The organism is Arthrobacter sp. UYNi723, from assembly GCF_054057635.1.
In genome coordinates this window covers 1-20,235 of the sequence record NZ_JBSRZM010000038.1, presented here as the reverse complement: position 1 = coordinate 20,235, position 20,235 = coordinate 1, and the positions used below count along the sequence as shown (strand labels likewise).

General features: G+C 66.6%; 17 protein-coding genes. 7 read left to right on the top strand and 10 right to left on the bottom strand.

What is annotated here, in order from left to right; translation table 11 throughout:
• Nucleotides 1–3: 3 nt before the first annotated feature.
• Both ACVWY0_RS20440 and ACVWY0_RS20435 read right to left on the bottom strand, forming a co-directional pair.
• The gene (locus ACVWY0_RS20440) at nucleotides 4–978 is read right to left on the bottom strand and encodes an ABC transporter permease (RefSeq protein ID WP_485838314.1); all 975 of its coding nucleotides are present in this window, start codon (nucleotides 976–978) and stop codon (nucleotides 4–6) included.
• Nucleotides 975–2,018, bottom strand: a complete 1,044-nt coding sequence (locus tag ACVWY0_RS20435; RefSeq protein WP_485838313.1) for a LacI family DNA-binding transcriptional regulator — start codon at nucleotides 2,016–2,018, stop codon at nucleotides 975–977. The genes ACVWY0_RS20440 and ACVWY0_RS20435 overlap by 4 nt, the downstream gene beginning before the upstream one ends.
• A gap of 145 nt (nucleotides 2,019–2,163) precedes the next feature.
• Here ACVWY0_RS20435 and ACVWY0_RS20430 point away from each other — a divergent pair, with 145 nt between their 5' ends.
• The 3 genes from ACVWY0_RS20430 (at nucleotide 2,164) to ACVWY0_RS20420 (ending at nucleotide 9,819) form a co-directional block, all read left to right on the top strand.
• Entirely contained in the window at nucleotides 2,164–3,702 is a 1,539-nt protein-coding gene (locus tag ACVWY0_RS20430) for an FAD-dependent oxidoreductase (protein WP_485838312.1), read from the top strand.
• Nucleotides 3,703–3,857: 155 nt separating this feature from the next.
• Nucleotides 3,858–8,981, top strand: a complete 5,124-nt coding sequence (locus ACVWY0_RS20425; RefSeq protein ID WP_485838324.1) for a DNA glycosylase AlkZ-like family protein — start codon at nucleotides 3,858–3,860, stop codon at nucleotides 8,979–8,981.
• Complete coding sequence (locus tag ACVWY0_RS20420) at nucleotides 8,974–9,819, top strand: DNA-formamidopyrimidine glycosylase family protein (protein ID WP_485838311.1); 846 nt, start codon at nucleotides 8,974–8,976, stop codon at nucleotides 9,817–9,819. The genes ACVWY0_RS20425 and ACVWY0_RS20420 overlap by 8 nt, the downstream gene beginning before the upstream one ends.
• A 20-nt stretch (nucleotides 9,820–9,839) precedes the next feature.
• Here the strand turns inward: ACVWY0_RS20420 and yczE are convergent, their stop codons facing one another.
• Entirely contained in the window at nucleotides 9,840–10,526 is a 687-nt protein-coding gene (yczE, locus tag ACVWY0_RS20415; protein WP_485838310.1) for a membrane protein YczE, read from the bottom strand.
• 61 nt (nucleotides 10,527–10,587) lie between these two features.
• Between yczE and yczR the strand changes: the two genes are divergently transcribed.
• On the top strand, nucleotides 10,588–12,126 hold the full coding sequence (gene yczR / locus ACVWY0_RS20410; RefSeq protein ID WP_485838309.1) for a MocR-like transcription factor YczR: 1,539 nt from the start codon (nucleotides 10,588–10,590) through the stop codon (nucleotides 12,124–12,126).
• 17 nt (nucleotides 12,127–12,143) lie between these two features.
• On the opposite strand, the gene ACVWY0_RS20405 is transcribed toward yczR, so the two are convergent.
• Nucleotides 12,144–12,647, bottom strand: a complete 504-nt coding sequence (locus ACVWY0_RS20405) for a DUF4188 domain-containing protein (RefSeq protein WP_485838308.1) — start codon at nucleotides 12,645–12,647, stop codon at nucleotides 12,144–12,146.
• 91 nt (nucleotides 12,648–12,738) lie between these two features.
• On the opposite strand from ACVWY0_RS20405, the gene ACVWY0_RS20400 reads away from it, so the two are divergent.
• Entirely contained in the window at nucleotides 12,739–13,314 is a 576-nt protein-coding gene (locus tag ACVWY0_RS20400; RefSeq protein ID WP_485838307.1) for a TetR-like C-terminal domain-containing protein, read from the top strand.
• Nucleotides 13,315–13,456: 142 nt separating this feature from the next.
• On the opposite strand, the gene ACVWY0_RS20395 is transcribed toward ACVWY0_RS20400, so the two are convergent.
• Together ACVWY0_RS20395 and ACVWY0_RS20390 are read right to left on the bottom strand one after the other, a co-directional pair.
• The gene (locus ACVWY0_RS20395) at nucleotides 13,457–14,149 is read right to left on the bottom strand and encodes an SRPBCC family protein (protein ID WP_485838306.1); all 693 of its coding nucleotides are present in this window, start codon (nucleotides 14,147–14,149) and stop codon (nucleotides 13,457–13,459) included.
• Complete coding sequence (locus tag ACVWY0_RS20390; RefSeq protein ID WP_485838305.1) at nucleotides 14,142–14,819, bottom strand: helix-turn-helix domain-containing protein; 678 nt, start codon at nucleotides 14,817–14,819, stop codon at nucleotides 14,142–14,144. Before ACVWY0_RS20390 ends, ACVWY0_RS20395 begins: the two co-directional genes overlap by 8 nt.
• Before the next feature lie 241 nt (nucleotides 14,820–15,060).
• Here ACVWY0_RS20390 and ACVWY0_RS20385 point away from each other — a divergent pair, with 241 nt between their 5' ends.
• Nucleotides 15,061–16,068, top strand: a complete 1,008-nt coding sequence (locus ACVWY0_RS20385; protein ID WP_485838323.1) for an RluA family pseudouridine synthase — start codon at nucleotides 15,061–15,063, stop codon at nucleotides 16,066–16,068.
• Here the strand turns inward: ACVWY0_RS20385 and ACVWY0_RS20380 are convergent.
• The 4 genes from ACVWY0_RS20380 to ACVWY0_RS20365 all read right to left on the bottom strand — a co-directional run bounded on the left by ACVWY0_RS20380 (nucleotide 16,053) and on the right by ACVWY0_RS20365 (nucleotide 19,614).
• Nucleotides 16,053–16,586 carry an O-acetyl-ADP-ribose deacetylase gene (locus tag ACVWY0_RS20380; RefSeq protein ID WP_485838304.1) on the bottom strand — a complete coding sequence of 178 codons (534 nt, stop codon included), beginning with the start codon at nucleotides 16,584–16,586 and terminating at the stop codon, nucleotides 16,053–16,055. The two genes, ACVWY0_RS20385 and ACVWY0_RS20380, sit on opposite strands and share 16 nt — an antisense overlap.
• Nucleotides 16,587–16,616: 30 nt before the next feature.
• A complete protein-coding gene (locus ACVWY0_RS20375) occupies nucleotides 16,617–19,070 on the bottom strand; it encodes a MinD/ParA family ATP-binding protein (protein WP_485838303.1) in 2,454 nt (817 codons plus the stop codon).
• 88 nt (nucleotides 19,071–19,158) lie between these two features.
• Nucleotides 19,159–19,359: a hypothetical protein gene (locus ACVWY0_RS20370; protein ID WP_157768951.1), complete on the bottom strand. Its 201-nt coding sequence runs from the start codon at nucleotides 19,357–19,359 to the stop codon at nucleotides 19,159–19,161.
• A 60-nt stretch (nucleotides 19,360–19,419) separates the two neighbouring features.
• Nucleotides 19,420–19,614, bottom strand: a complete 195-nt coding sequence (locus tag ACVWY0_RS20365; protein WP_485838302.1) for a hypothetical protein — start codon at nucleotides 19,612–19,614, stop codon at nucleotides 19,420–19,422.
• 209 nt (nucleotides 19,615–19,823) lie between these two features.
• On the opposite strand from ACVWY0_RS20365, the gene ACVWY0_RS20360 reads away from it, so the two are divergent.
• The gene (locus tag ACVWY0_RS20360) at nucleotides 19,824–20,027 is read left to right on the top strand and encodes a hypothetical protein (protein ID WP_141139389.1); all 204 of its coding nucleotides are present in this window, start codon (nucleotides 19,824–19,826) and stop codon (nucleotides 20,025–20,027) included.
• Nucleotides 20,028–20,235: the final 208 nt, after the last annotated feature.

Here is a 20,235-nt window from a genome sequence, read left to right as displayed (position 1 = left end):
GCATCACCACAGGGTCGCTTGGTTGGCCCGGCGTGCCACCGTGTTGAAGAAGAGCAGCAGCGCCAGGTTGAGGAGGGAGTTGAACAGGCCGATGGCGGCCGAGTAGCTGAACTGCGCCTGCTGCAGGCCCGCGTGGTAGACGTAGGTCTGGATGATCTCCGAGGTCGAGATATTCAGGGGCGTCTGCATCAGCAGTGCCTTCTCGAAGCCGACGTTGAGCAGGTTGCCGATGGCCAGGATAAACAGGATGGTCACCACCGGCATGATGCCCGGGAGGTCGATGTGCCGGATGCGCTGCAGCTTGGACGCGCCGTCGACCTTGGCCGCGTCGTGCAGTGCGGGGTCGATGGCCGCCAGTGCCGCGAGGTACACGATCATGGAGAAGCCGGCGTTCTGCCAGACATCCGAGATGACATAGATGGGGCGGAACCACTCCGCCGAGCCCATAAAGAAGATCGGCTCACCGCCGCCCAGCTGGATGGCGTTGTTCACCAGCCCCGACCGGGGGGACAGAACGACGAACATGATGCCCACCACCACGACGGTGGAGATGAAAGCGGGCGAATACAGCACGGTCTGGGTGAACTTCTTGAATCTCTCGCTCTGGAGCTGGTTGACCAGCAAAGCCAGGATGATCGGGATCGGGAAGGCCACCAGCAGGCCGAGGACGGCGATCCACAGGGTGTTGCCGACGACCTGGCCGAACTGGTAGGAGTTCACGAACCTGATGAAGTGGGTCAGGCCCACCCAGGGGCTGTCCGTAAATCCGTCCGCCGGGTTGTAGTTCTTGAACGCGATCTGCACGCCGTACATCGGCCAGTACTTGAAGACCAGAATGTAAATGATCGCCGGCGCTAGTAATACGTATAACTGCCAGGCACGGGAAATCCTCTTCAGGCGGAGCGCAAGAGAAGTTTTTCGTTGCGGCAACGGCGCCGCAGCGGGACGCCCGCGTCGGCCCGGGATGGTGCGGCTCATGGCATCTCCTTAGGGTGGGTCACTGAATTCCGTTCGATCAGAGGGCAGTCCATGAGCTCGACCCGGCCATCGGGTTCCGCGTCCTGGAGGATCAGGTCAACCGCGCGCCGGCCCATGGCGACGAACGGCAATTCAAAAGTGGTCAGTCCGGGGCGAAGAAACGGCGCCAGAGTCGCCTGATTATCGAACCCCACGATCGAGACGTCTCCGGGGATGGAGAGCCGCAGGTCCGAGACGGCCTGGTAGGCGCCCCAGGCGCCACGGTCATTCGCGCAGAAAATCGCCGTGGGCGGGTTACTGGAGGTCAGCAGCTCCATGGCGTACTTGTAGCCATGCTCCTCACCGCCCTGTCCGAAGCGGACCAGCGACGGATCAACGTCCAGCCCCGCTTCCTCAAGAGCCGCACAGTAGCCGTCATAGCGGCCGACGGCGGCAGGAAGACCGCTTTCAAGGGTTTCGATATTGATCATCCCCACCCTGGTGTGGCCTGCCTCGAGCAGCCGGCGAGTGGCCGAGTACCCGCCCTTGACCTCGTCCGGGGCGACACTCGGGACCCGACCGGCCCGGTCCTGCGAATTCAGCACCACGGCCCTGACGCCCATCAGGGCCTCCGGAACTTCCAGCCGCCGGTGATACATGGCGGCGTAGACCACGCCGGCAACCTTATAAGAGAGCATGGTGTCCAACGAAGCGGCCTCGAGCTCCCTGTCACCACCGGTGTTCACCGAGAGCAGGAGGAGCCCGTCCTCCCACGCCCGCTGCTGCGCACCTTCAATGATGGCGCCGGCAAAAGGAGTGGTAGCCACGGAATCGCCGATGAACCCGATCATGCCGGCCACGCCTTCGCGGAGGACTTTAGCGTGGGCGTTAGTGCGGTAACCCAGCCGGTTCACCGCGTCCCGAACGCGCTTACGGGTATCCTCGGAGAATCGCGACCCGGAGGCCGAATTCAGCACCAGCGAAACGGTGGCCTGCGAAACACCCGCGGCGGCAGCGACGTCGTGCATTGTCGGTCCGGACTTAGGCCGTGATCCAGCCATGATGGGCACCTCCTCGGGCCAGTTGTTTCGTGGGTTATTCGTATAACTTCGTAAACTGTATCGTGCATCACATCCGGCGTCAACAGTGTGCCCGCATCCCCAAGGCTCTGGGCCTGGCGGGCCATAATAAGTACACTTAGCTTCCATGATGTCGCTCTGGTTGGACCGCCGGCAATCCTTCAGCACTGACACGTTCGAGGCAGGCAGCAGTTATGACACCGTGGTGGCGGGGGCTGGGCTGACGGGGCTGGTCACCGCGCTGCTGCTGGCACGCTCGGGGCAGCGAGTCCTGGTCCTGGAGGCCCGGTTTCCCGGGGCCGTGACCACCGGAAACACAACGGCGAAAGTCAGTCTGCTGCAGGGGACCATCCTGTCCAGCCTGGCCAGGCCGTATGCGCAGAAGCAGGTTGGGGCCTACGTTGAGGCCAACCGGGAGGGGCAGTCGTGGCTGCTCCGCTATCTCGACGAACACCACGTGCCGTATCAGCGCCGGGATGCTTACACGTACGCCACCACCGCACAGGGGACCGAGCGGCTCCTCGAGGAACTCGGCGCAGCGACCACCGCCGGCCTGGACGTGGAGTACGTGCGCGATGCACGCCTCCCTTTCCCCATCCAAGGCGCCCTACTCCTGACCGACCAGGCCCAGATCAATCCGGTGGACGTCCTTGACACACTGCTGGAGGACGTCCGGGCCCGCGGCGGAAGCGTGGTGGGCGGGACCCGGCTGCGGAATGTCTCCGGGAGCGAACCGCTAACCGTCCACACGGACCAGGGCACGGTCACCGCCAACAACGTTGTGCTGGCCACTGGGATCCCTGTCCTGGACCGCGGGCTCTACTTCACCAAACTCAAGCCCTTACGCTCCTATGCCGCGGCCCTGGAACTGCCCGCCGGAGTCAGTTCGCCGCCCGGAATGTACTTATCGGCGGAGGAACCCACCCACTCCTTGCGTGACTATGAGACTGACGGCCGTCAGTTCCTGTTGGTGGGCGGGCATGGGCATCAGGTGGGGCGGACGGAATCGGAAAAGTCCCATCTGTCGGGTCTGTTGGACTGGGCTACGGGGCACTTCCCGGGCGCGGTAGTCACCCACACGTGGTCAGCCCAGGACTACCAGGCCACCAACCTCATGCCCTTCTTTGGCAAACTGCCGCGGGGCCGGGGCCACATCTTCTTCGGCACCGGTTACAACAAGTGGGGCATGACCAACGCGGTGGCCGCCGCCCTGGGCATCTCCGCGGACATCCTCGGCGGCAGCCTCCGCTGGGCCAACACGATCCATCACCGCGTGACGTCTCCGGGCGGGGCAATGACCGCCGTCGCCGTCAACGCGGGCGTGGCTGCGCGGCTGGCCACCGACTGGGGGAAGCTGGCGGTTGGCAAGTCGGCGGTTGAATCTGTCGACCCCGGGGTGTTGACGGGCTCACCCCCCGGAGGTCCCGTACCGGCCGACGGCGACGCGACGGTTTACCGCGACGGCGCCCGGCCGGCGGCGGTCTCCACAGTGGACGGCACCACGTGCAGGCTCTCCGCCGTCTGCACGCATCTGGGCGGGATCGTCCACTGGAACGACAGCGAACTGACCTGGGACTGCCCGCTCCACGGCTCGCGCTTCAGCCCTGACGGCAAGCTCCTTGAAGGACCCGCCACCAAGGATCTCCCGAGGCTTGAGCAGGGTTGATCCGCGCCTCCAGCGGGGCCGGCAATACTGTCGGGGGGTTAGGGCATGATGGAGGAATGCAGGAGGATCAACCGGCGGACGCGGGCCAGGCAGCCCGTCATGCAGCGCGCCCGGCCGCCCGCACGGTAGCCGGCCCGGCCGCCAGCAAAGCACCTATGGGCCGTTTCAGCCTGCCCACGCGGGACTGGTTCCTGGGCGCGTTTGCGGAGCCAACTCCTGCCCAGACCGGCGCCTGGGACGCCATCTCTTCCGGTTCGCACGCGCTGGTGGTGGCGCCCACCGGTTCAGGCAAGACGCTCGCAGCGTTCCTCTGGGCTTTGGATCGGCTGCTGGTTGAGGCGCCGGCCCCTGACCCGGAATTGCCCGGCCTGGCTGCTTCGCCGATCGAGGAGGCGGTCAAGGGACCGGCCAAAGGGCAGGCCAAAGGACGGCGCCCACGACCGCCCAAACGCACTACCCGCGTCCTGTACATCTCGCCTCTGAAGGCCCTTGGTGTGGACGTGGAACGCAATCTCCGCTCGCCCCTGATCGGGATCACCCAGACTGCCAAGCGGCTGGGGCTTCCGGCGCCGCTGATCACCGTGGGGGTCCGGTCCGGTGACACCACGACGGCGGACCGTCGCGCGCTGTTGAGCAACCCGCCGGACATCCTCATCACCACGCCGGAATCGCTGTTCCTGATGCTCACGTCCAGGGCGCGCGAGACCCTCACCGAGGTGGACACCATCATCGTTGACGAGGTCCACGCCGTCGCCGGAACCAAGCGTGGCGCGCACCTGGCGGTCTCCCTGGAACGGCTGGATGCGCTGCTGCCCAAGCCCGCCCAGCGGATCGGGCTTTCGGCCACGGTGGAGCCGCGCGAGTTGGTGGCCCAGTTCCTGGCCGGTGCTGCGCCGGTGGAAATCGTGGCCCCGCCGTCGCGGAAGAACTGGGACCTTACCGTTTCCGTCCCCGTGGAGGACATGTCCGACCTCCCGGGCGCCGCGGGCGCCTTTGACTCCGGTCCGGCATCAGGCCTGCAGCCTCAGGCCTCGATCTGGCCCCATGTGGAGGAAAAGATCGTTGACCTGGTGCTGGCCAACCAGTCCACCATCGTCTTCGCGAACTCCCGTCGCCTGGCTGAACGGCTCACGGCGCGGCTCAACGAGATCTACGCCGAACGGCAACTGATCGCGGTCGGCGGTGGCTGGGACTCGCCTGACGCTGGTGCCGCAGGTTCTGGATTTCCGTCCGGCGTCCCTGCAGTCAGTCCAGTTTTCGGTCCTGCCTCCACTCCTGTGTCCACGGCGACGCCGGCCCACATGATGGCGCAGGCCGGCAGCACGGCGGGAGCCGATCCGCTGCTGGCCCGCGCCCACCACGGCTCCGTTTCCAAGGACCAACGGGCGCTCATAGAGGACGACCTCAAGTCCGGCCGCCTGCGATGCGTCGTGGCCACTTCGTCCCTGGAACTCGGCATCGACATGGGCGCCGTGGACCTCGTGGTGCAGGTGGAATCACCGCCGTCGGTGGCCAGCGGACTCCAACGTGTGGGCCGCGCCGGTCACCAGGTGGGAGAAATTTCGCAGGGAGTGCTGTTTCCCAAGCACCGGGCAGACCTGGTGCACACGGCCATCACGGTGGAGCGGATGCTCGAGGGGAAGATCGAGCGGCTCTTTGTCCCGGCCAATCCGTTGGACATCCTGGCCCAGCAGACCGTCGCGGCCACCGCCCTGGGCAGCATCGATGTGGAGGAATGGTTCGCCACTGTCCGGCGGTCCGCCCCGTTCGTTTCCCTCCCCCGGTCCGCCTACGAGGCAACCCTTGACCTGCTGGCCGGCCGGTACCCGTCCGATGAATTCGCGGAACTGCGGCCCCGGATCATCTGGGACCGGAACGCCGGCACCATCGAAGGCCGGCCCGGGGCCCAGCGGCTTGCCGTGACGTCCGGCGGCACCATCCCGGACCGCGGCCTCTTCGGTGTGTACATCATCGGCACCGAGGTGGAAGGCTCCGGTGCGCCGGGCGCGGATGGCAAACCCGCCGCGTCACCGGCAAAGGGCGGCCGCCGCGTCGGCGAGCTGGATGAGGAAATGGTTTACGAGTCCCGGGTGGGTGACATTTTTGCGCTGGGCGCCACCAGCTGGAAAATCGAGGACATCACCCACGACCGCGTCCTGGTCTCCCCCGCCTTCGGCCAGCCGGGCAAACTCCCCTTCTGGAAGGGGGACTCACTGGGGCGGCCCGTTGACCTGGGCCGTGCGCTGGGCGCCTTCGTGCGTGAACTGTCCGCGTCCGACGTCGGCCCTGCCACCGAACGCTGCAAGGCCAGCGGGCTGGATGAATTCGCCGCGAACAACCTGATCCAGTACCTCAGTGAACAGAAGCTCGCCACCGAGGTGGTCCCCTGCGACACAACGCTGGTGGTGGAGCGCTTCCACGACGAACTGGGCGACTGGCGGGTGATCCTGCACAGCCCGTTCGGGATGCCGGTGCACGCTCCCTGGGCACTCGCCGTCGGGCAGCGCCTGCACCAACGGTACGGCCTGGACGGGTCTGCCATGGCGGCGGACGACGGCATCGTGTTGCGGGTCCCCATGATGGAGGACGAGCCGCCCGGTGCCGAGCTGTTCCTGTTTGATCCCGACGAGCTGGAACAGATTGTCATCGCCGAGGTAGGCGGCAGTGCGCTCTTCGCCTCGCGTTTCCGGGAATGTGCCGCGCGCGCCCTGCTGCTCCCCCGGCAAACCCCCGGCAAACGGCAGCCGCTCTGGCAGCAGCGCCAGCGGTCCGCCCAGCTGCTTGATGTCGCGCGGAAATATCCCACATTTCCCATCGTGCTGGAGACCGTCCGCGAATGCCTCCAGGACGTGTACGATCTTCCGGCCCTGAAGGACATTGCGGCCTCGGTGGAACGACGCGAACTCAGGATCGTGCAGACCACCACACAGCAGCCCTCACCGTTCGCCAAGTCCCTGCTGTTCGGGTACGTGGCCCAGTTCCTGTATGAAGGCGACTCGCCCCTGGCCGAGCGCCGGGCCGCGGCCCTGGCCCTCGATTCGACGCTCCTGAACGAGCTGCTCGGCCGCGTTGAGCTCCGCGAACTGCTCGACGCGAAGGTCATCGAGGCCACCGAGCTTGAACTCCAGCGCCTTGCGCCGGACCGCCGTGCCCGGGGCATGGAAGGCGTTGCCGATCTGCTCAGGGTGCTGGGTCCGCTGACCCCTGAAGAAGTCGCCGCCCGCCTGGAGGCTCCGCCTGTCGAAACCCCGGTGGTGGAGCCCGCACCGGTGACTGAGGGATCTCGACAGGCTCGATCACCGGAACACGACCCGGTGGTTGAGCCCGCCGAAACCCCGCATGCCGACACTGCTCTGGCCACGACGCACCTGACCACACTGCTGCGGGCCAACCGGGCCATAAGAGTCAACATCGGCGGTGCCGAGCACTACGCCGCAGTCGAGGATGCCGCCCGGCTTCGTGATGCCATCGGCGTTCCGCTTCCCATGGGCGTTCCCCTGGCCTTCATCGAACCGGTGGCCGACCCCCTGGGCGACCTGGTTTCCCGGTACGCCCGCACGCACGGACCCTTCACCTCGGCGGAAGCCGCGGCTCGGTTGGGGCTTGGCGTCGCCGTGGTCAGCACCGCACTGAAACGGCTCGCCGCGGACGGCCGGGTGGTGGAAGGCGAGTTCCGGCCGCACGCCGCTCCAGCGGAACAGACGGCCAGCTATGGGCCATCGGACGAAACACCGGTTGAGGATGTCCAAACGGGTCAGCAGCTCCCGACAGAGCCCACGCAGACGCATCTTCCCGCCCCGACCACCAGCGAATGGTGCGACGCCGAAGTGCTCCGCAAGCTCCGGCGTCGTTCGCTCGCAGCACTGCGCGCCGAAGTGGAACCGGTGGACGCTGCCGCCTATGGACGCTTCCTGCCGGCCTGGCAGCATGTCCGCACTCCGGGAGCCGGGCGCGGGCAGCCGTCCCTGCGGGGGTTGGACGGTATTGTCACCGCGATCGACCAGCTTTCCGGCGTGCCGGTGCCGGCTTCGGCGTGGGAGCCGCTGGTCCTGGCCAGCAGGGTTTCGAACTACCAGCCCGCCATGCTCGACGAGCTCATGGCCGCCGGCGAGGTCCTCTGGTCCGGGGCGGGAGCGCTGCCTGGAAACGACGGCTGGGTCAGCCTCCACCTGGCCGATTCCGCCGAACTGACGCTGAATCCCGCCTTCGAATACGAACCCGGTGACGCGCAGCAACGCCTGCTTGACCACCTGAGGAACAACGGCGGCGGTTACTTCTTCCGCCAGCTGAAGGACGTGGCCGGTGGCATGGACGCGGTGCTCAGCGACCAGGAAGTGGTGTCCGCGCTGTGGGATCTGGCGTGGGCGGGCCGCATCACCGGCGACACCTTCGCCCCGGTCCGCGCCCTTATCGCCGGCGGCCACACGGCGCACCGCCAGGTGGCCCGCCCGCCCCGCGCCCGTGCCCCCAGGCTGAGCAGGCTCGGCCGCTCGCACGGCACCGGCCTCCTGGGATCGCCCGGGCTGGGCTCCCCTGGACTGGGCTCCCCTGGGCTGGGCGGCGGACGGTACGGCTCGTTGTCGGGCACTGCGGCAACACCCCCGCTGGCCGCGGGGCGTTGGTCTGCCCTGCCCTCGCCCGAAGTCGACGCCACCATCCACGCCCGTGCCACCGCCGAGCTGCTGTTGGACCGGTATGGCGTGGTGACGCGGGGATCGGTCATGGCGGAGCAGATCCTGGGTGGGTTCGGCCTGATGTACAAGGTGCTGGCCCGGCTGGAGGAGGCTGGACGCTGCCGCCGCGGGTACTTCATCGAGCACCTCGGGGCCGCGCAGTTCGCTGTCCCCGCAACCGTGGACCGGCTGCGCTCCTATTCCGAGGACACGCAGCTGGCCAAGCCCGAGCCAAGGGCGCTGGCCCTTGCGGCCACGGATCCCGCTAACCCCTATGGCGCGGCGCTGCCGTGGCCGGCACTCAACGTGGAAGCCGGGACGGGGCACCGGCCAGGGCGGAAAGCCGGCGCACTGGTGGTCTTGGTGGACGGCGCCCTGGTCCTCTACGTGGAACGCGGCGGTAAAACGCTGCTGTGCTTCAGCGAAGACACGGCCGTGCTGTCCGCCGCCGGGGCAGCCCTGGTGGGTGTGGTCACCCGGGGCGCGGTGGACAAGCTCATTATGGAGAAAGTCAACGGTCACGGCATCCTGGACACTCCCGTGGCAGCCGCACTCGCCGCCGCCGGGGCATATTCCACTCCCAAGGGTCTGAGGATCCGTGCCTGAGGGTGATTCCGTCTGGCGGGCCGCCGCCCAGCTGCACCAGGCCTTGGCGGGGCAGACGCTCACGGCGTCGGACTTCCGCGTGCCGAGGTTTGCCACGCTCAACCTGGCCGGCTGGACCGTGGCGGAAGTGGTCCCGCGCGGCAAGCACCTGCTGATGCGCGTGGTGGGACCGGACGGGAATGGACCGGAGGAGCGGACACTCACCATCCACTCGCATCTGAAGATGGAAGGCACCTGGCAGGTCTATCCGCCGGGTGGGCGCTGGCGGAAGCCGGGATTCACCGCCCGGTGCGTCCTGCGCACGGCCGCGGCCGACGCCGTCGGATTTTCCCTGGGCATCGTGGAAGTGGTCCGCACCGCGGACGAGGACACCATCGTGGGCCATCTGGGCCCGGACCTGCTGGGTCCGGACTGGGACCCGGCCGAAGCAGAGCAGCGGATCCGAGCGGCACCCGACGTGCCCATCGGCGTCGCCCTGCTGGACCAGCGCAACCTGGCGGGCATCGGCAACATCTACCGCTGCGAAGCCTGCTTCCTGTCCGGCGTGCACCCGGCGTCGCCCGTTTCAGCTGTCCACGACCTCCGGACTCTGATGACGGATGCCAAGCAGCTGCTCGAAGCCAACCTTGGCCCGGGACGCCGGGCGACCGTCCTCAATCCGGGCGGCATGTCAGTCGGGCGGATGGCGGGCCGTCCGGGCTACTGGGTTTACCGGCGCGAACACCAGCCCTGCCTGAAGTGCCGGACCCCCATCCGCCGCGACGTGCTGGGAAAACCCCACGGCGAGGAAGAGCGGGACATCTACTTCTGCCCGCAGTGCCAGCCAATGCTGCCCTGAGCGTCGTGTCCTAGGCGGTTCTAGGCGGTCCTGGACACGCGTTCGACGGCGACCGGCTCGCCGGTGTCCAGCTCGCCAGCGTCCAACTCACCGGCATCCTGCTCGTGGACTGCAGGTTCGGGTGAAAGCGCTGCAGGCACCATGAACCGCGGGAGCAGCAGCTGGACCAGCGGCCCGATGGCGAGGGCGTAGACCACCGTGCCCACGCCGACGGAACCGCCCAGCAGCCAGCCGACTCCCAGCACCACCACTTCGATCAGGGTGCGCGAGACCCGCACGGACCAGCCGGTGCGCCGCGCCAGCCCGGTCATCAGGCCATCCCTGGCCCCCGGGCCGAACCGTGCGCCGATGTAGCAGGCGGACGCGATGCCGTTCAGCAGCACGGCGCCTGCAAGCATGCCGATCTGGCCGCCCAGATGCGAGAACGCGGGGATCAAAGCCAGGCCGATGTCCGCAAAAACGCCCACCAGCACGGCGTTGCAGAGCGTGCCGAACCCTGGCCACTGCCGGAGCGGGATCCAGAGGAGCAGCACCAGGAAACTCACAATGATGACCACCACGCCGATACTCAGCCCGGTCCTGCCGGCCACCCCCTGATGGAACACGTCCCACGGATCCAGTCCAAGTCCGGCCCGGATAAACATAGCCAGGGAGATGCCGTACATGGCGAGGCCGATAAAGAGCTGGAGGATTCTGCGGGTCAACATAACGACAACCCTGACAGAAAACTGGCATTGAAATACATAGCCAGTTTGAGATACTGGCATCATGTCCTCTTCACTGAACCCGTCCGCACTGGCCCGTCTCCTGGGCGAGTGGAACCTCGGCGTCGCACCGGCCTACCGCGAGCTGGCCGACGTCGTACGCCTCCTGGTCCTGGACGGCCGGGTGGCCCTGGACACGGCGCTTCCCAGCGAGCGGGCACTGTCTGAGGCGCTGGGCGTCAGCCGCACCACCGTGACAGCGGCCTACGGGCACCTCCGTGAGCAGGGTTTCCTCAGCAGCGGGCAAGGTACGCGGAGCCGAACCCGGATTCCGCGTCTGACGCCACTGGGTACCACGGTGCTCACGGACCCGAGCCTTACAACAGCTGGGCGGATGCCCGGAACAACATCTCCCGGGCTCGCGGCACCGGAGGGGCTGATCGACCTCGCCTACGCATCGCTGCCCGCCAGCGGCGAGGTGGTACATCGTGCTTTCGCGGCAGCCCTCACCGAACTTCCCGCGCTCCTGCCGGGCTTCGGCTACGACGCCATGGGCCTGCTCCCCCTGCGCGAGGCGGTGGCGGCACGTTATACGGCGGCCGGCGTGCCGACCACTGCCGAACAGATCCTGGTGACATCGGGCGCCCAGCACGCCCTGAACATCATCATCCGCACCGTGGCGGGGCGGCAGGACAGGGTGCTGGTGGAACACCCCAGCTACCCGAACGCCCTCGATGCCATCCGCGCGGCCGGTTGCCGGGCCATTCCGGTGGCGTTCACCGCAGCCCACGGCGCGGGCACTGACAGGGCCGAGGGCGGTCCGCCCGCCTTAGCCTGGGACATGCACGCACTGCAGGGGACCATGATGCAGCAGCGTCCCAGGATGGCGTACGTGGTGCCGGACTTCAACAACCCCACGGGGCAGCTGATGCCCGATCTCCAGCGCCGCCAGCTGGTCCGCGCGGCCGCAGCCGCCGGAACGGTCCTGGTGGTTGACGAGACCCTCCGCGAGCTGAACCTCGACGGCGCCGAAACCAGTCCCGTGGCAGCCTTCAGTCCCGCGGTGGTCACCATCGGCTCGCTCAGCAAATCCCACTGGGGCGGCCTTCGGACGGGCTGGATCCGCGCTTCCGAAGCCATGATCCAGCGGTTTGCGGCGGCGCGGACGTCCCTGGACCTGGGCGGACCGCTTATGGAACAGTTGGCGGCCGCCCACCTGGTCCGCGCCCTCGACGAGCCGCTGCCCGCCCGGCTTAGCGCCCTCCGGGACAACCGCACCGCACTTCTGGAGCTCCTTGCCGGACACTTGCCGGACTGGGAAACGGTACGCCCGGCCGGCGGACTGTCCGCCTGGTGCAGGCTGCCAGCACCAGTCAGCACGGCGCTGACGATGATCGCTCCGGACTTTGGTATCCGGCTGGCCGCCGGGCCGCGGTTTGGCATCGGAGGCGCGTTCGAACGCTACCTCCGGGTACCTTTCACCCTGCCGCCGGACCAGCTGGAGACCGCCGTCCTGGCCCTGCGCTCAGCCCAGGATCGCCTCGATGCCGCCCCGCAGCTCCGCCGGACCCTGAAGAACGCGCCGGCCCTGGCTATCGCGTGACGCGTGGGCTTTCGGGATCAGCTGCCGCTGGCACCGCGGCCTGCGGCCCGGCCCATCCGCTGCTTGGCCGTATTGGTCCCGGCCCCGACCGGGACGTGCGCCGTCGCCTTGGCCAGCCCAAACTCCGGCATCCCGTTGTAGACAACCTCGATCCCGCCGGCCGGCACCTGGTACGTCTCATGCCAGACGCCGACGTCGCCGGTCCCGGAAAGTTCCTTCATGAATCGTCGACACGGTTCCAGGTGCGGGGACTCCCGGTCCGCGGCGAACTTCCGCAGGTGCTCGGGGCTCTCCCAGTAGCTGAGCAGGATGGTGGTGCGCCCGAACCACTGCTCACAGCCGAGCATTCCTGCCGCGGGGTCGGCGGCCAGGTGCTGGAGCATCCGCGGCATGGCGGCAGCCACCTTGCCGACGGTCCCGACCTTCCACCATCGGTTCGCCCGCATGCCAATCAGGAAGACCGTCACCGATTCGCGGCCCGGGTCAGCGGTGTACCGGCCCGGAAATACCTTCTGCGCCATGGGAACTCCTTCGGTTCGCGGTTTCATACCTTGTTTCATAACCTTGTTTCATAACACCGTTACGAAACAAGGTTATGAAACAATGGACTCCATGGCAAGACCCGTAGTGCATAACGATTCCCTCAGGCAGGACCTGCTGGCAGTCACGGCTGACCTGGTGGACCGCGACGGTCCCGCACGCGTCAATCTGCGGGATGTGGCAGCGGCCGCCGGCACGTCCACTACGGCCGTCTACTCGCTGTTCGGCGGAAAATCCCAGCTCCTGACGGCCGTCGTGGACGACGGGTTCCGGTCCTTCCGCGACTCCCAGGTGGCCGCGGCCCCTGGCGGACTTCGGGGACTCGGCGCGGCCTACCGGACCTGGGCGCTGGAGCATCGGGCACTCTACCGGCTGATGTTTGGTGGCGCGCTGGCCGCCTACGTCGATTGCCAGCCCAGCCCCGATGCTGCCGCCGATGCCATGGAGCCCCTGATGGAAGCGGTGGCCTCCGCCCAGTCTGCCGGCACCTTGCTCCAGGCACCGATGGAAATGGTCGCCGTCACAATCTGGGGGCAGGTCCACGGCCTCGTGAGCCTGGAACTGGCACAAGTGGGGCCGACGGACGCAGACTGGGCCGCGGCCTACAGCGCCGCCCTCGACGCCGTCGCCCGCGGCTGGGCCGCCTGACCCCGCTGCATTCGCGCGCGCCCGTGCAGACTTTCCCGACGCGCCGATCCGCCCGCGACTCGCAAATTATCTGACGCACGTGGATTTCCCAGTGCGCCAGATAATGTGCGAGTCAATAACAGCGTGCCGGCCTCAGGCCAACCTACGCATAGACCTTTTCGAGGAAGCCGCCCCAGGCCTCGGCGGTCGCTGAAGAGTCACCGCTGCCGCTGAAGTCGTGCACAGTCATACCCACCGGCGCGCCGAATGCGTTGCGGCCGAAGAACCGGTACATCGCATCCGACGTCCGCAGGCCCAGGAAGTGCTCGTTGGTGAAGTCCACTTCCCCGGCCAGCCGCCCCACGCCGTCGAGCTCCAGCTCAACAGCGGAACCCTGCGCGGCGGAGTCCACGCCCAGCGCCTTCTTCAGGCGTTCAAAACCGTCCGGGGTCTGCGATGCCGCCGGAGACTGGATGTCCGTAAACACCACCGGCTTGCCGTCGAAGTGCTGCAGGTACTGGCCCAGAGTGTGCAGGTAGAACGCCGTGTGCTTGCTCGCGCCGTCGTACTGCTCGTCCCAGTTGTCGGCGAAAATCCCGCTGTGGACATAGTGCAGCCGGGCGCGGCCGCCGTCGAGCGGTTCCAGCACGTGCTCCAGTTGGTTGAACCAGCCATCCGGGCCGTCCATCCGGGAGACGAGATGCGTGGGATGCTCCTGCACGGTCTTGACGTCCGGCCACTGGTCCGTGGGGAACATCCACGCCGGCGTTCCACTTGTCACGGCTTCCCAGACACGCTCGGGCGTGCCGGGCAGTTCGGTGTCGTACACGATCTCAAATTCACGGTTGTCAGTCATTGTCCTGCTCCTTCGCTGAAAGGGGTTTGATGGGGGTTTTGAGAACGGGGTGAAGAGCGACGACGAGCCGGTGCTTTCGTCCGCCCCCCGCCGAAGTGCCACTTGGGGGCGAGCCGCCTGCCGGGGCGCCACCCGGGCCGGCGACCGCGCCGCCGTCGTGATATTTGTCCACCAAGCGGGTCACGGCGACGCCGAGTTCCTCGGCAAACGCGGCCCGGTCCGCGGCCGTCCGGAAGGTAATCTCGCCGTCGATCGCGAACGTTGCCAGCTTCTGCCTGGCGGCGGCCGCGCCAGCGATCAGCCTGCCCACCTCCTGGACCATCCGCCCGGCGAGCGCCAGCAGCCAAAAGGCCGAGAACCGGTCGGAGAACCGGTGCGGATCCGGTGCCACCGACGCCAGGGCCACCGGAGAAATCAGGTAGGAGGCCGCCGTCGCCTGGAGGACGCGCTCGGTGACGTTCCCCTTCCGCCGCTCCTCCACGAGTTCCACCAGCCCGTGCCGTTCGAGGGCCTTGAGGTGGTAGTTGACTTTCTGCCGCGGCAGGCCCACCTTGGCGGCAAGCTGCGTGGCCGACCCCGGCTCCGCGAGCTCATGGAGGATACGCGTCCGGATCGGGTCCAGTGACGCTTCCGCCGCGGCCGGGTCCTCGATCACTTCGATGTCCAACATGCTTCCATCATGCCAACCGACAACTTTTATTGTCAAGAACTTTTTTTCCGTCGGTGCCGAGAACGTCGGAAAGCATCGGGGTCGCCGGGAACACTCCGATTCGATGGTTCCGTGCCCGATCGATGTCGCGGAACGTCGAGTGTGCACGGAACCGTCTTAACGGGTACGCCTGGGGTGGGGGTGGGCGCGGGGATAGGCGCGGGGAGGGGCCAACGTACCAGCAAAGTAGAATGGACCGGTGATGCAATCCCCCCTCCCCGTGCGCGACGGCGTCAACGCCACCCGCCTGCGCCTCCCGGACGAGGGGCCGTGGACCACCGCAATGGACTACATGATGCACCGCTGGGGCCACATCGATCCGCAGGGCATCGAGGACAGGTTCGACGCCGGCGAGATCGTGGGCGAGGGCGGCGTCGCCCTGGACCGGGCCACCAGGCTCGAGGACCACACCTTCATCTGGTACTACCGCTCATTGCCGCCGGAGACCCGTATCCCGGTGGAAATCAGCATCCTGCACCAGGACGACCACCTCCTCGTGGTGGACAAGCCGCACTTCCTGCCCACTACCCCCGGCGGCACCTACATCCAGGAATCAGCCCTCGTCCGGCTCCGGAACCAGCTCAGCCTGCCGGACCTGATCCCCATGCACCGCCTGGACCGGATGACCGCCGGTGTGCTGCTGCTGTCCACCAACCCGGAAACCCGCGGAAATTACCAGGTGCTCTTCGAGAAGCGGCAGGTGCAGAAGGAATACGAGTGCGTGTCCGCCGCGGAGCCCGCCGCCGGCCACCCCGCCGTCGACTTCCCCGTGGTGGTCCGGAACCGGATGACCAAATCCCGCAGCTACCTGCTGGCCGAAGTGATCGAGGGCGAGCCGAACGCGGAGACCCGGATCGAACGGCTGGAAACGTTCGACGGCGGCACTTCAGCAGGTGCCGCTGGCACCCGCACGCCTGGCACCCCTGCCGCTGGCACCGGCGCCGAAACCAACCCAGCCCGCCTGGCGCGCTACCGGCTGGAGCCGCACTCCGGAAAGACGCACCAGCTGAGGGTGCACATGGCCTCGCTGGGGCTGGGCATCGTGAATGACTCGTTTTATCCGGACCTGCTGGACAAGGCCCCGGACGACTACTCCAAACCGCTCCAGCTCCTGGCGCGCGGCATCCGTTTTGTCGACCCCATCAGCAAAAAGCCCGTGGAATACCGCAGCAAGCTGAAACTCAGTGAGGCTGCTCAAACCTTGCGCTGATCGAACACCGTCTTGAAGGCCTGCTCCATCTCGGGGCTGAACAGCACAAACTCCGCCAACTCGAGCGCGCTGGCCGGATGTGAGGCACCAAACCCCGTGACGGCGTCGTACGCGGCCTCCGCCACCTGGCGCCCGTGCCAGCCGTAGACTCCCCCGCCCACCGCGGGGAAGGCGATAGAAGACGCGCCCAGCGAATCCGCGAGCCGCAGGCTTTCACTGAAGCAGGAGACCAGCAGTGCCGGGTTGGTCTGCCCGGTGTGCCGATTCGGCCCTACGGTGTGGATGACCCAGCGCGCCGGGAGCCGGAATCCGGGAGTGGCGACGGCGGCTCCCGGCGCCAGCCCGTGCGGCAGGTCCGTTTCGCGGAGTCCGCGGCAGGCGGCCAGCAGTTCCGGCCCGGCGGCGCGGTGGATGGCCCCGTCCACACCGCCGCCGCCCAGCAAAGTGGAGTTGGCCGCGTTCACGATCGCATCCACGTGACGGGTGGTGATATCGCCTTGGAGGATGGTGATCCGCATGCCGCCAGTTTCCCACTTACGGGGTGCGGCTCAAAGGCCCCGCATCACCGCAGCCGAGGCACGCAACCAGGCCTCGCGTGTGGCCGGCAGCAGCGCCTGGTAGTTGAGCGGTCCGCCGGAGACGAGGGACTTGTCATAGGGAACATCGAGGACTTCCCGTGTCAGGGATTCGAAGTGGGCCCGGGTCCGGTCATGAAGCTGCAGATCGGTGTTCAGGGACGGCGCGGCAAGCAGGGTTACGGCGTTGCGGACTTTGTCCTGGTAGCCGCGTTCACGCAGCCCGTCCACAAGCCAGACGGCACTGGCCACCGTGTCTTCGCGGACGGTGGAAACGATCACCAGCTCGTCCGCCGCCGCCACAGCTGCTTCCCAGTTTGAGGACCTCATGTTGTTTCCGGTGTCAACCATGATGATCCGGTAGAAGCGGCGCAGCGCCGTGTGCAGCCGATCGAATTCACGGCTACCGATGATGGCAGCCCCGGCCGCGTCCTCGTCCGAGGCCAACACATCAAACTGTGCGGATCCCTGGTAGCGCACATAGCGGTCCAGGTCTCCGATCCTGCCAAGGACAGGATCTTCGAAGCGGTCAACTTCCTGCATCAGGTCAACGGCAGTGCCGGCGTGCCCTGCCAGAGGCGCCCGCCACCCCATGGTTCCGCGCGTTTCATTGTTGTCCCAGGCGAGCGTGTACCCCCCGCGCTGGATTCCCAGCGTCGCGGCCAGGAGCAAAGTCGCCGTAGTCTTGTGGGCGCCGCCCTTGGGGTTAACTACGACGACGGTCCGGGGGCCGTCCAGGCGCCGCTGCACCTCTTCGACGGCGTCCAGGTGGGCGAGTTCCCGCCGTCCGGGACCCAGGGAAAGGGAATTGCGGCTGAGCCGCCGAACGGCACCCTGCCAGCCCGCTTCGGCGAGCGGGGCCGGCTGGGTGGGCCTGTCGGCGAGGAAATCCTGGAGGGTGGGAACGTCGTCGGGAATCGCTGCAGCCGGGAGGGCCGCGCGGGCTTGAAAATGGGCCGGAGGGCGCAAGGGCGCCGGGGGGACGTCGTCGTCGGGCACGGCCGCGGGAGGTATTGCGATGGCCATGGCGGACCTTCCTTTCTGTAGTGGCTTCCCCATCTGTAGTGGCTGCCACGTCTGTGGCTTCCCTGCCCGGAGGTGCCGTGGCACCACGGACTCCGGCTCCGCCGTCATTCGCCACAGGTGCCTGCCGAGGCGGCCCAGCAGGCCGAGGAGGACCGACAGCAACCGGTACAGCAGAATGGCCAGGCCGATCACCGGCAGGGACAGCATCAGGATGGACAGGATGGAGAGCGCCGCGGCGGCCGGATCACCGGCGGCGATGGCACCACTGGCGAGCCCCGCGTGCTGCCGGATGGCGTTGGCGGTCTGCTCGATGATCATGGGCAGGTTCAGCAACATCCAGCCAAGCGCCAGGCAAAGAAGCGGTACCACCATGACTACCCAGACTGTGACGATGCGGCGGGCGAACGTCCGGAGCTCGGCAACCCGCGGATCCACCGCCCGCCCGGGAATGAGGCTGAGCAGAACCGGGCGGATGCGGTTAAACAGGTCCGGGACACCGGCGATGTCGGCCAGGACGAAATAGCCGTCGAAGCGCAGCGTCGGCACCAGCTGCTGGATCATCTCGAAATGCATCAGGGCCGCCGCCAGCAGGAAAAAGCCCTGCCCTGTCAGCAGGTAGGCGCCGCCCAGGCCGATCAGGCACAGGCAGTTGAAGTACAGCCCGCCAAGGTCCGTGCGGATCCTCCCCGCCCGGCCCAATCGGTAGGAGTCGGTGACGTTTGTGAAGAATGCCGGAAAGACCAGATAGACGCCGACGCCGATCACTCCCGGCCTGGCGCCGCCGTACCGGCACGCCGTGGCATGCCCCAGTTCGTGGATCACGGCTCCCGCCGTAAGCATCACGAAGATGCCAAGGAGCAGCGCCGGCGTGAGTAGAACCTGGTCCAGGGAAGCCAAGAAGTCGCCCTTGGCAAGCACCAGGATATCGACGACGGCCAGCCCAACCAGGACGGTGGTCACCACCGGACTCCAATACAGCGGGGCCAGGATCAGGGCTAGCGTGTTGACTGCCTTTTCCGGCAGCAGCGTTCCCCGCAGCCGCAGGGCCAGCAACGGGTTTGCCCGCGGCGGAGTCCCGGCTTCAGCGAAGTCCGCATCGGCGTCGTGAACGAGGCCCATCGGCGCCAGCCTGGTGTCGATGAGGTGCAGGAGTCCGCTCACACCCAGCTCACGGCCGTAGGCGTCGCTGATGTCGCGCGCTGTGTCTTCGAGGGATTTCTCCGCCGAGGTGGAGGCCATCACCAGATAGAGCAACTCCGAAAGCTGCACAATCTGGCCGTCGCCACGCTGCACCAGGTAGCTGCGCTCCTTTAGTCCCGAGCCTTCAACCGGGCCCAGGAAAACAATCCCGAGTGCAGGGGACCAATGCGGGACAAAGTCAGCTTCGGGTACTGTGGTCACGGTCCCCACCTAGGTTGAGCCACTAAGAACGGCGGGCATGCTCCGACGCTGAAGCATGCCCTCCGGGTTTACTGTTGATCCTGCGGACCTACTGTTGCAGGACGATCACTTCCTGCCAGGCGGCCGAGTTCGCGATTGAACCGATCGAGGCCGCATTGATGGCGATCGAAAGGTTCACGGCGATCACGGGAGCAACGTTGATGTTGAAGAACAGCGTTTCCCTCATTGGAAGCAGTTCTGCAACCTCGGCGTCGAGATCCACCGGTAATAACGCGGTTGATGCCGTCATAGCACCTCACCTCTCTCCCCTGGGCAATCCCAGGGTCCAGATATCGGATGATAGACGGACTTAACCCTGGACCACGGCGATGTTCTGAAGCGCAGTGCTGTGTGCTACCGCAAAGAACGAGGCAGCGTTCAGAGCCACAGACGCGTTGCTTGCGTAAACACCTGCCCAGTTCGTGTCCAGAAACAGGGTCTCCCGCGAAGGCAACAGCTCCACCTTCTGGCTTTCCAGTTCGTGAACGGTAAGTTCCTTCATCATGTCAATCACCCCCTTTCGACGTCCCGCGATCAGTCAACGCGTCACCCCGTTGTGGCTTCGTTACTGGGCTGTTATTTTTCCGTTGTCGCATAAAAATAATGTGGTGACAGTTTTGACTTGGGCGCCGAATAATCTTTGCCTAGGATGGTCATACTGGACAGTAATGTTCCTGGACGGAAATTGCAGACAAGGAAAGCAGGCGCCGATTCATGGCGGACATTGAAGGCACCATGGTCATCCGCGCGTGGGCGGAGCCTGCCCAGAACCACCGCGTACGGGCGCGCCTGATCTCCAGTCATCCTGGCCAGGACCAGGAAATTGTGGAGACGGCCGGCGATGAAGAAGAAATCATTATGGCTGTGCAGCGCTGGCTCGATGTGCTGAAAGCCTCAGAAAGCACTGCCAGCGCATAACCCGAAGTTCCCTTATCGGCTGGGCTGATTCCAGCAAACCCTTCTTGAATGACAACCGGCGCCATGTGGATTGACGGGCATGTGGACCTATTCCCGGTATATAACCCCAAAAACCGGCTCTCCTGACTCATCCGTGGGTTAATTCCGGCCCGGGAGCGCCGGTTTGGGGCCGCCGAGGCTGAGCATGGCTAACGCGATGAGTGCGTCC

Coding starts and splice junctions, on each gene's coding strand:
- ACVWY0_RS20440 (WP_485838314.1), bottom strand. CDS start 978: ATGAGCCGCACCATCCCGGGCCGACGCGGGCGTCCCGCTGCGGCGCCG.
- ACVWY0_RS20435 (WP_485838313.1), bottom strand. CDS start 2,018: ATGGCTGGATCACGGCCTAAGTCCGGACCGACAATGCACGACGTCGCT.
- ACVWY0_RS20430 (WP_485838312.1), top strand. CDS start 2,164: ATGATGTCGCTCTGGTTGGACCGCCGGCAATCCTTCAGCACTGACACG.
- ACVWY0_RS20425 (WP_485838324.1), top strand. CDS start 3,858: ATGGGCCGTTTCAGCCTGCCCACGCGGGACTGGTTCCTGGGCGCGTTT.
- yczE (WP_485838310.1), bottom strand. CDS start 10,526: ATGTTGACCCGCAGAATCCTCCAGCTCTTTATCGGCCTCGCCATGTAC.
- yczR (WP_485838309.1), top strand. CDS start 10,588: ATGTCCTCTTCACTGAACCCGTCCGCACTGGCCCGTCTCCTGGGCGAG.
- ACVWY0_RS20405 (WP_485838308.1), bottom strand. CDS start 12,647: ATGGCGCAGAAGGTATTTCCGGGCCGGTACACCGCTGACCCGGGCCGC.
- ACVWY0_RS20400 (WP_485838307.1), top strand. CDS start 12,739: ATGGCAAGACCCGTAGTGCATAACGATTCCCTCAGGCAGGACCTGCTG.
- ACVWY0_RS20395 (WP_485838306.1), bottom strand. CDS start 14,149: ATGACTGACAACCGTGAATTTGAGATCGTGTACGACACCGAACTGCCC.
- ACVWY0_RS20390 (WP_485838305.1), bottom strand. CDS start 14,819: ATGTTGGACATCGAAGTGATCGAGGACCCGGCCGCGGCGGAAGCGTCA.
- ACVWY0_RS20385 (WP_485838323.1), top strand. CDS start 15,061: ATGCAATCCCCCCTCCCCGTGCGCGACGGCGTCAACGCCACCCGCCTG.
- ACVWY0_RS20380 (WP_485838304.1), bottom strand. CDS start 16,586: ATGCGGATCACCATCCTCCAAGGCGATATCACCACCCGTCACGTGGAT.
- ACVWY0_RS20370 (WP_157768951.1), bottom strand. CDS start 19,359: ATGACGGCATCAACCGCGTTATTACCGGTGGATCTCGACGCCGAGGTT.
- ACVWY0_RS20365 (WP_485838302.1), bottom strand. CDS start 19,614: ATGATGAAGGAACTTACCGTTCACGAACTGGAAAGCCAGAAGGTGGAG.
- ACVWY0_RS20360 (WP_141139389.1), top strand. CDS start 19,824: ATGGCGGACATTGAAGGCACCATGGTCATCCGCGCGTGGGCGGAGCCT.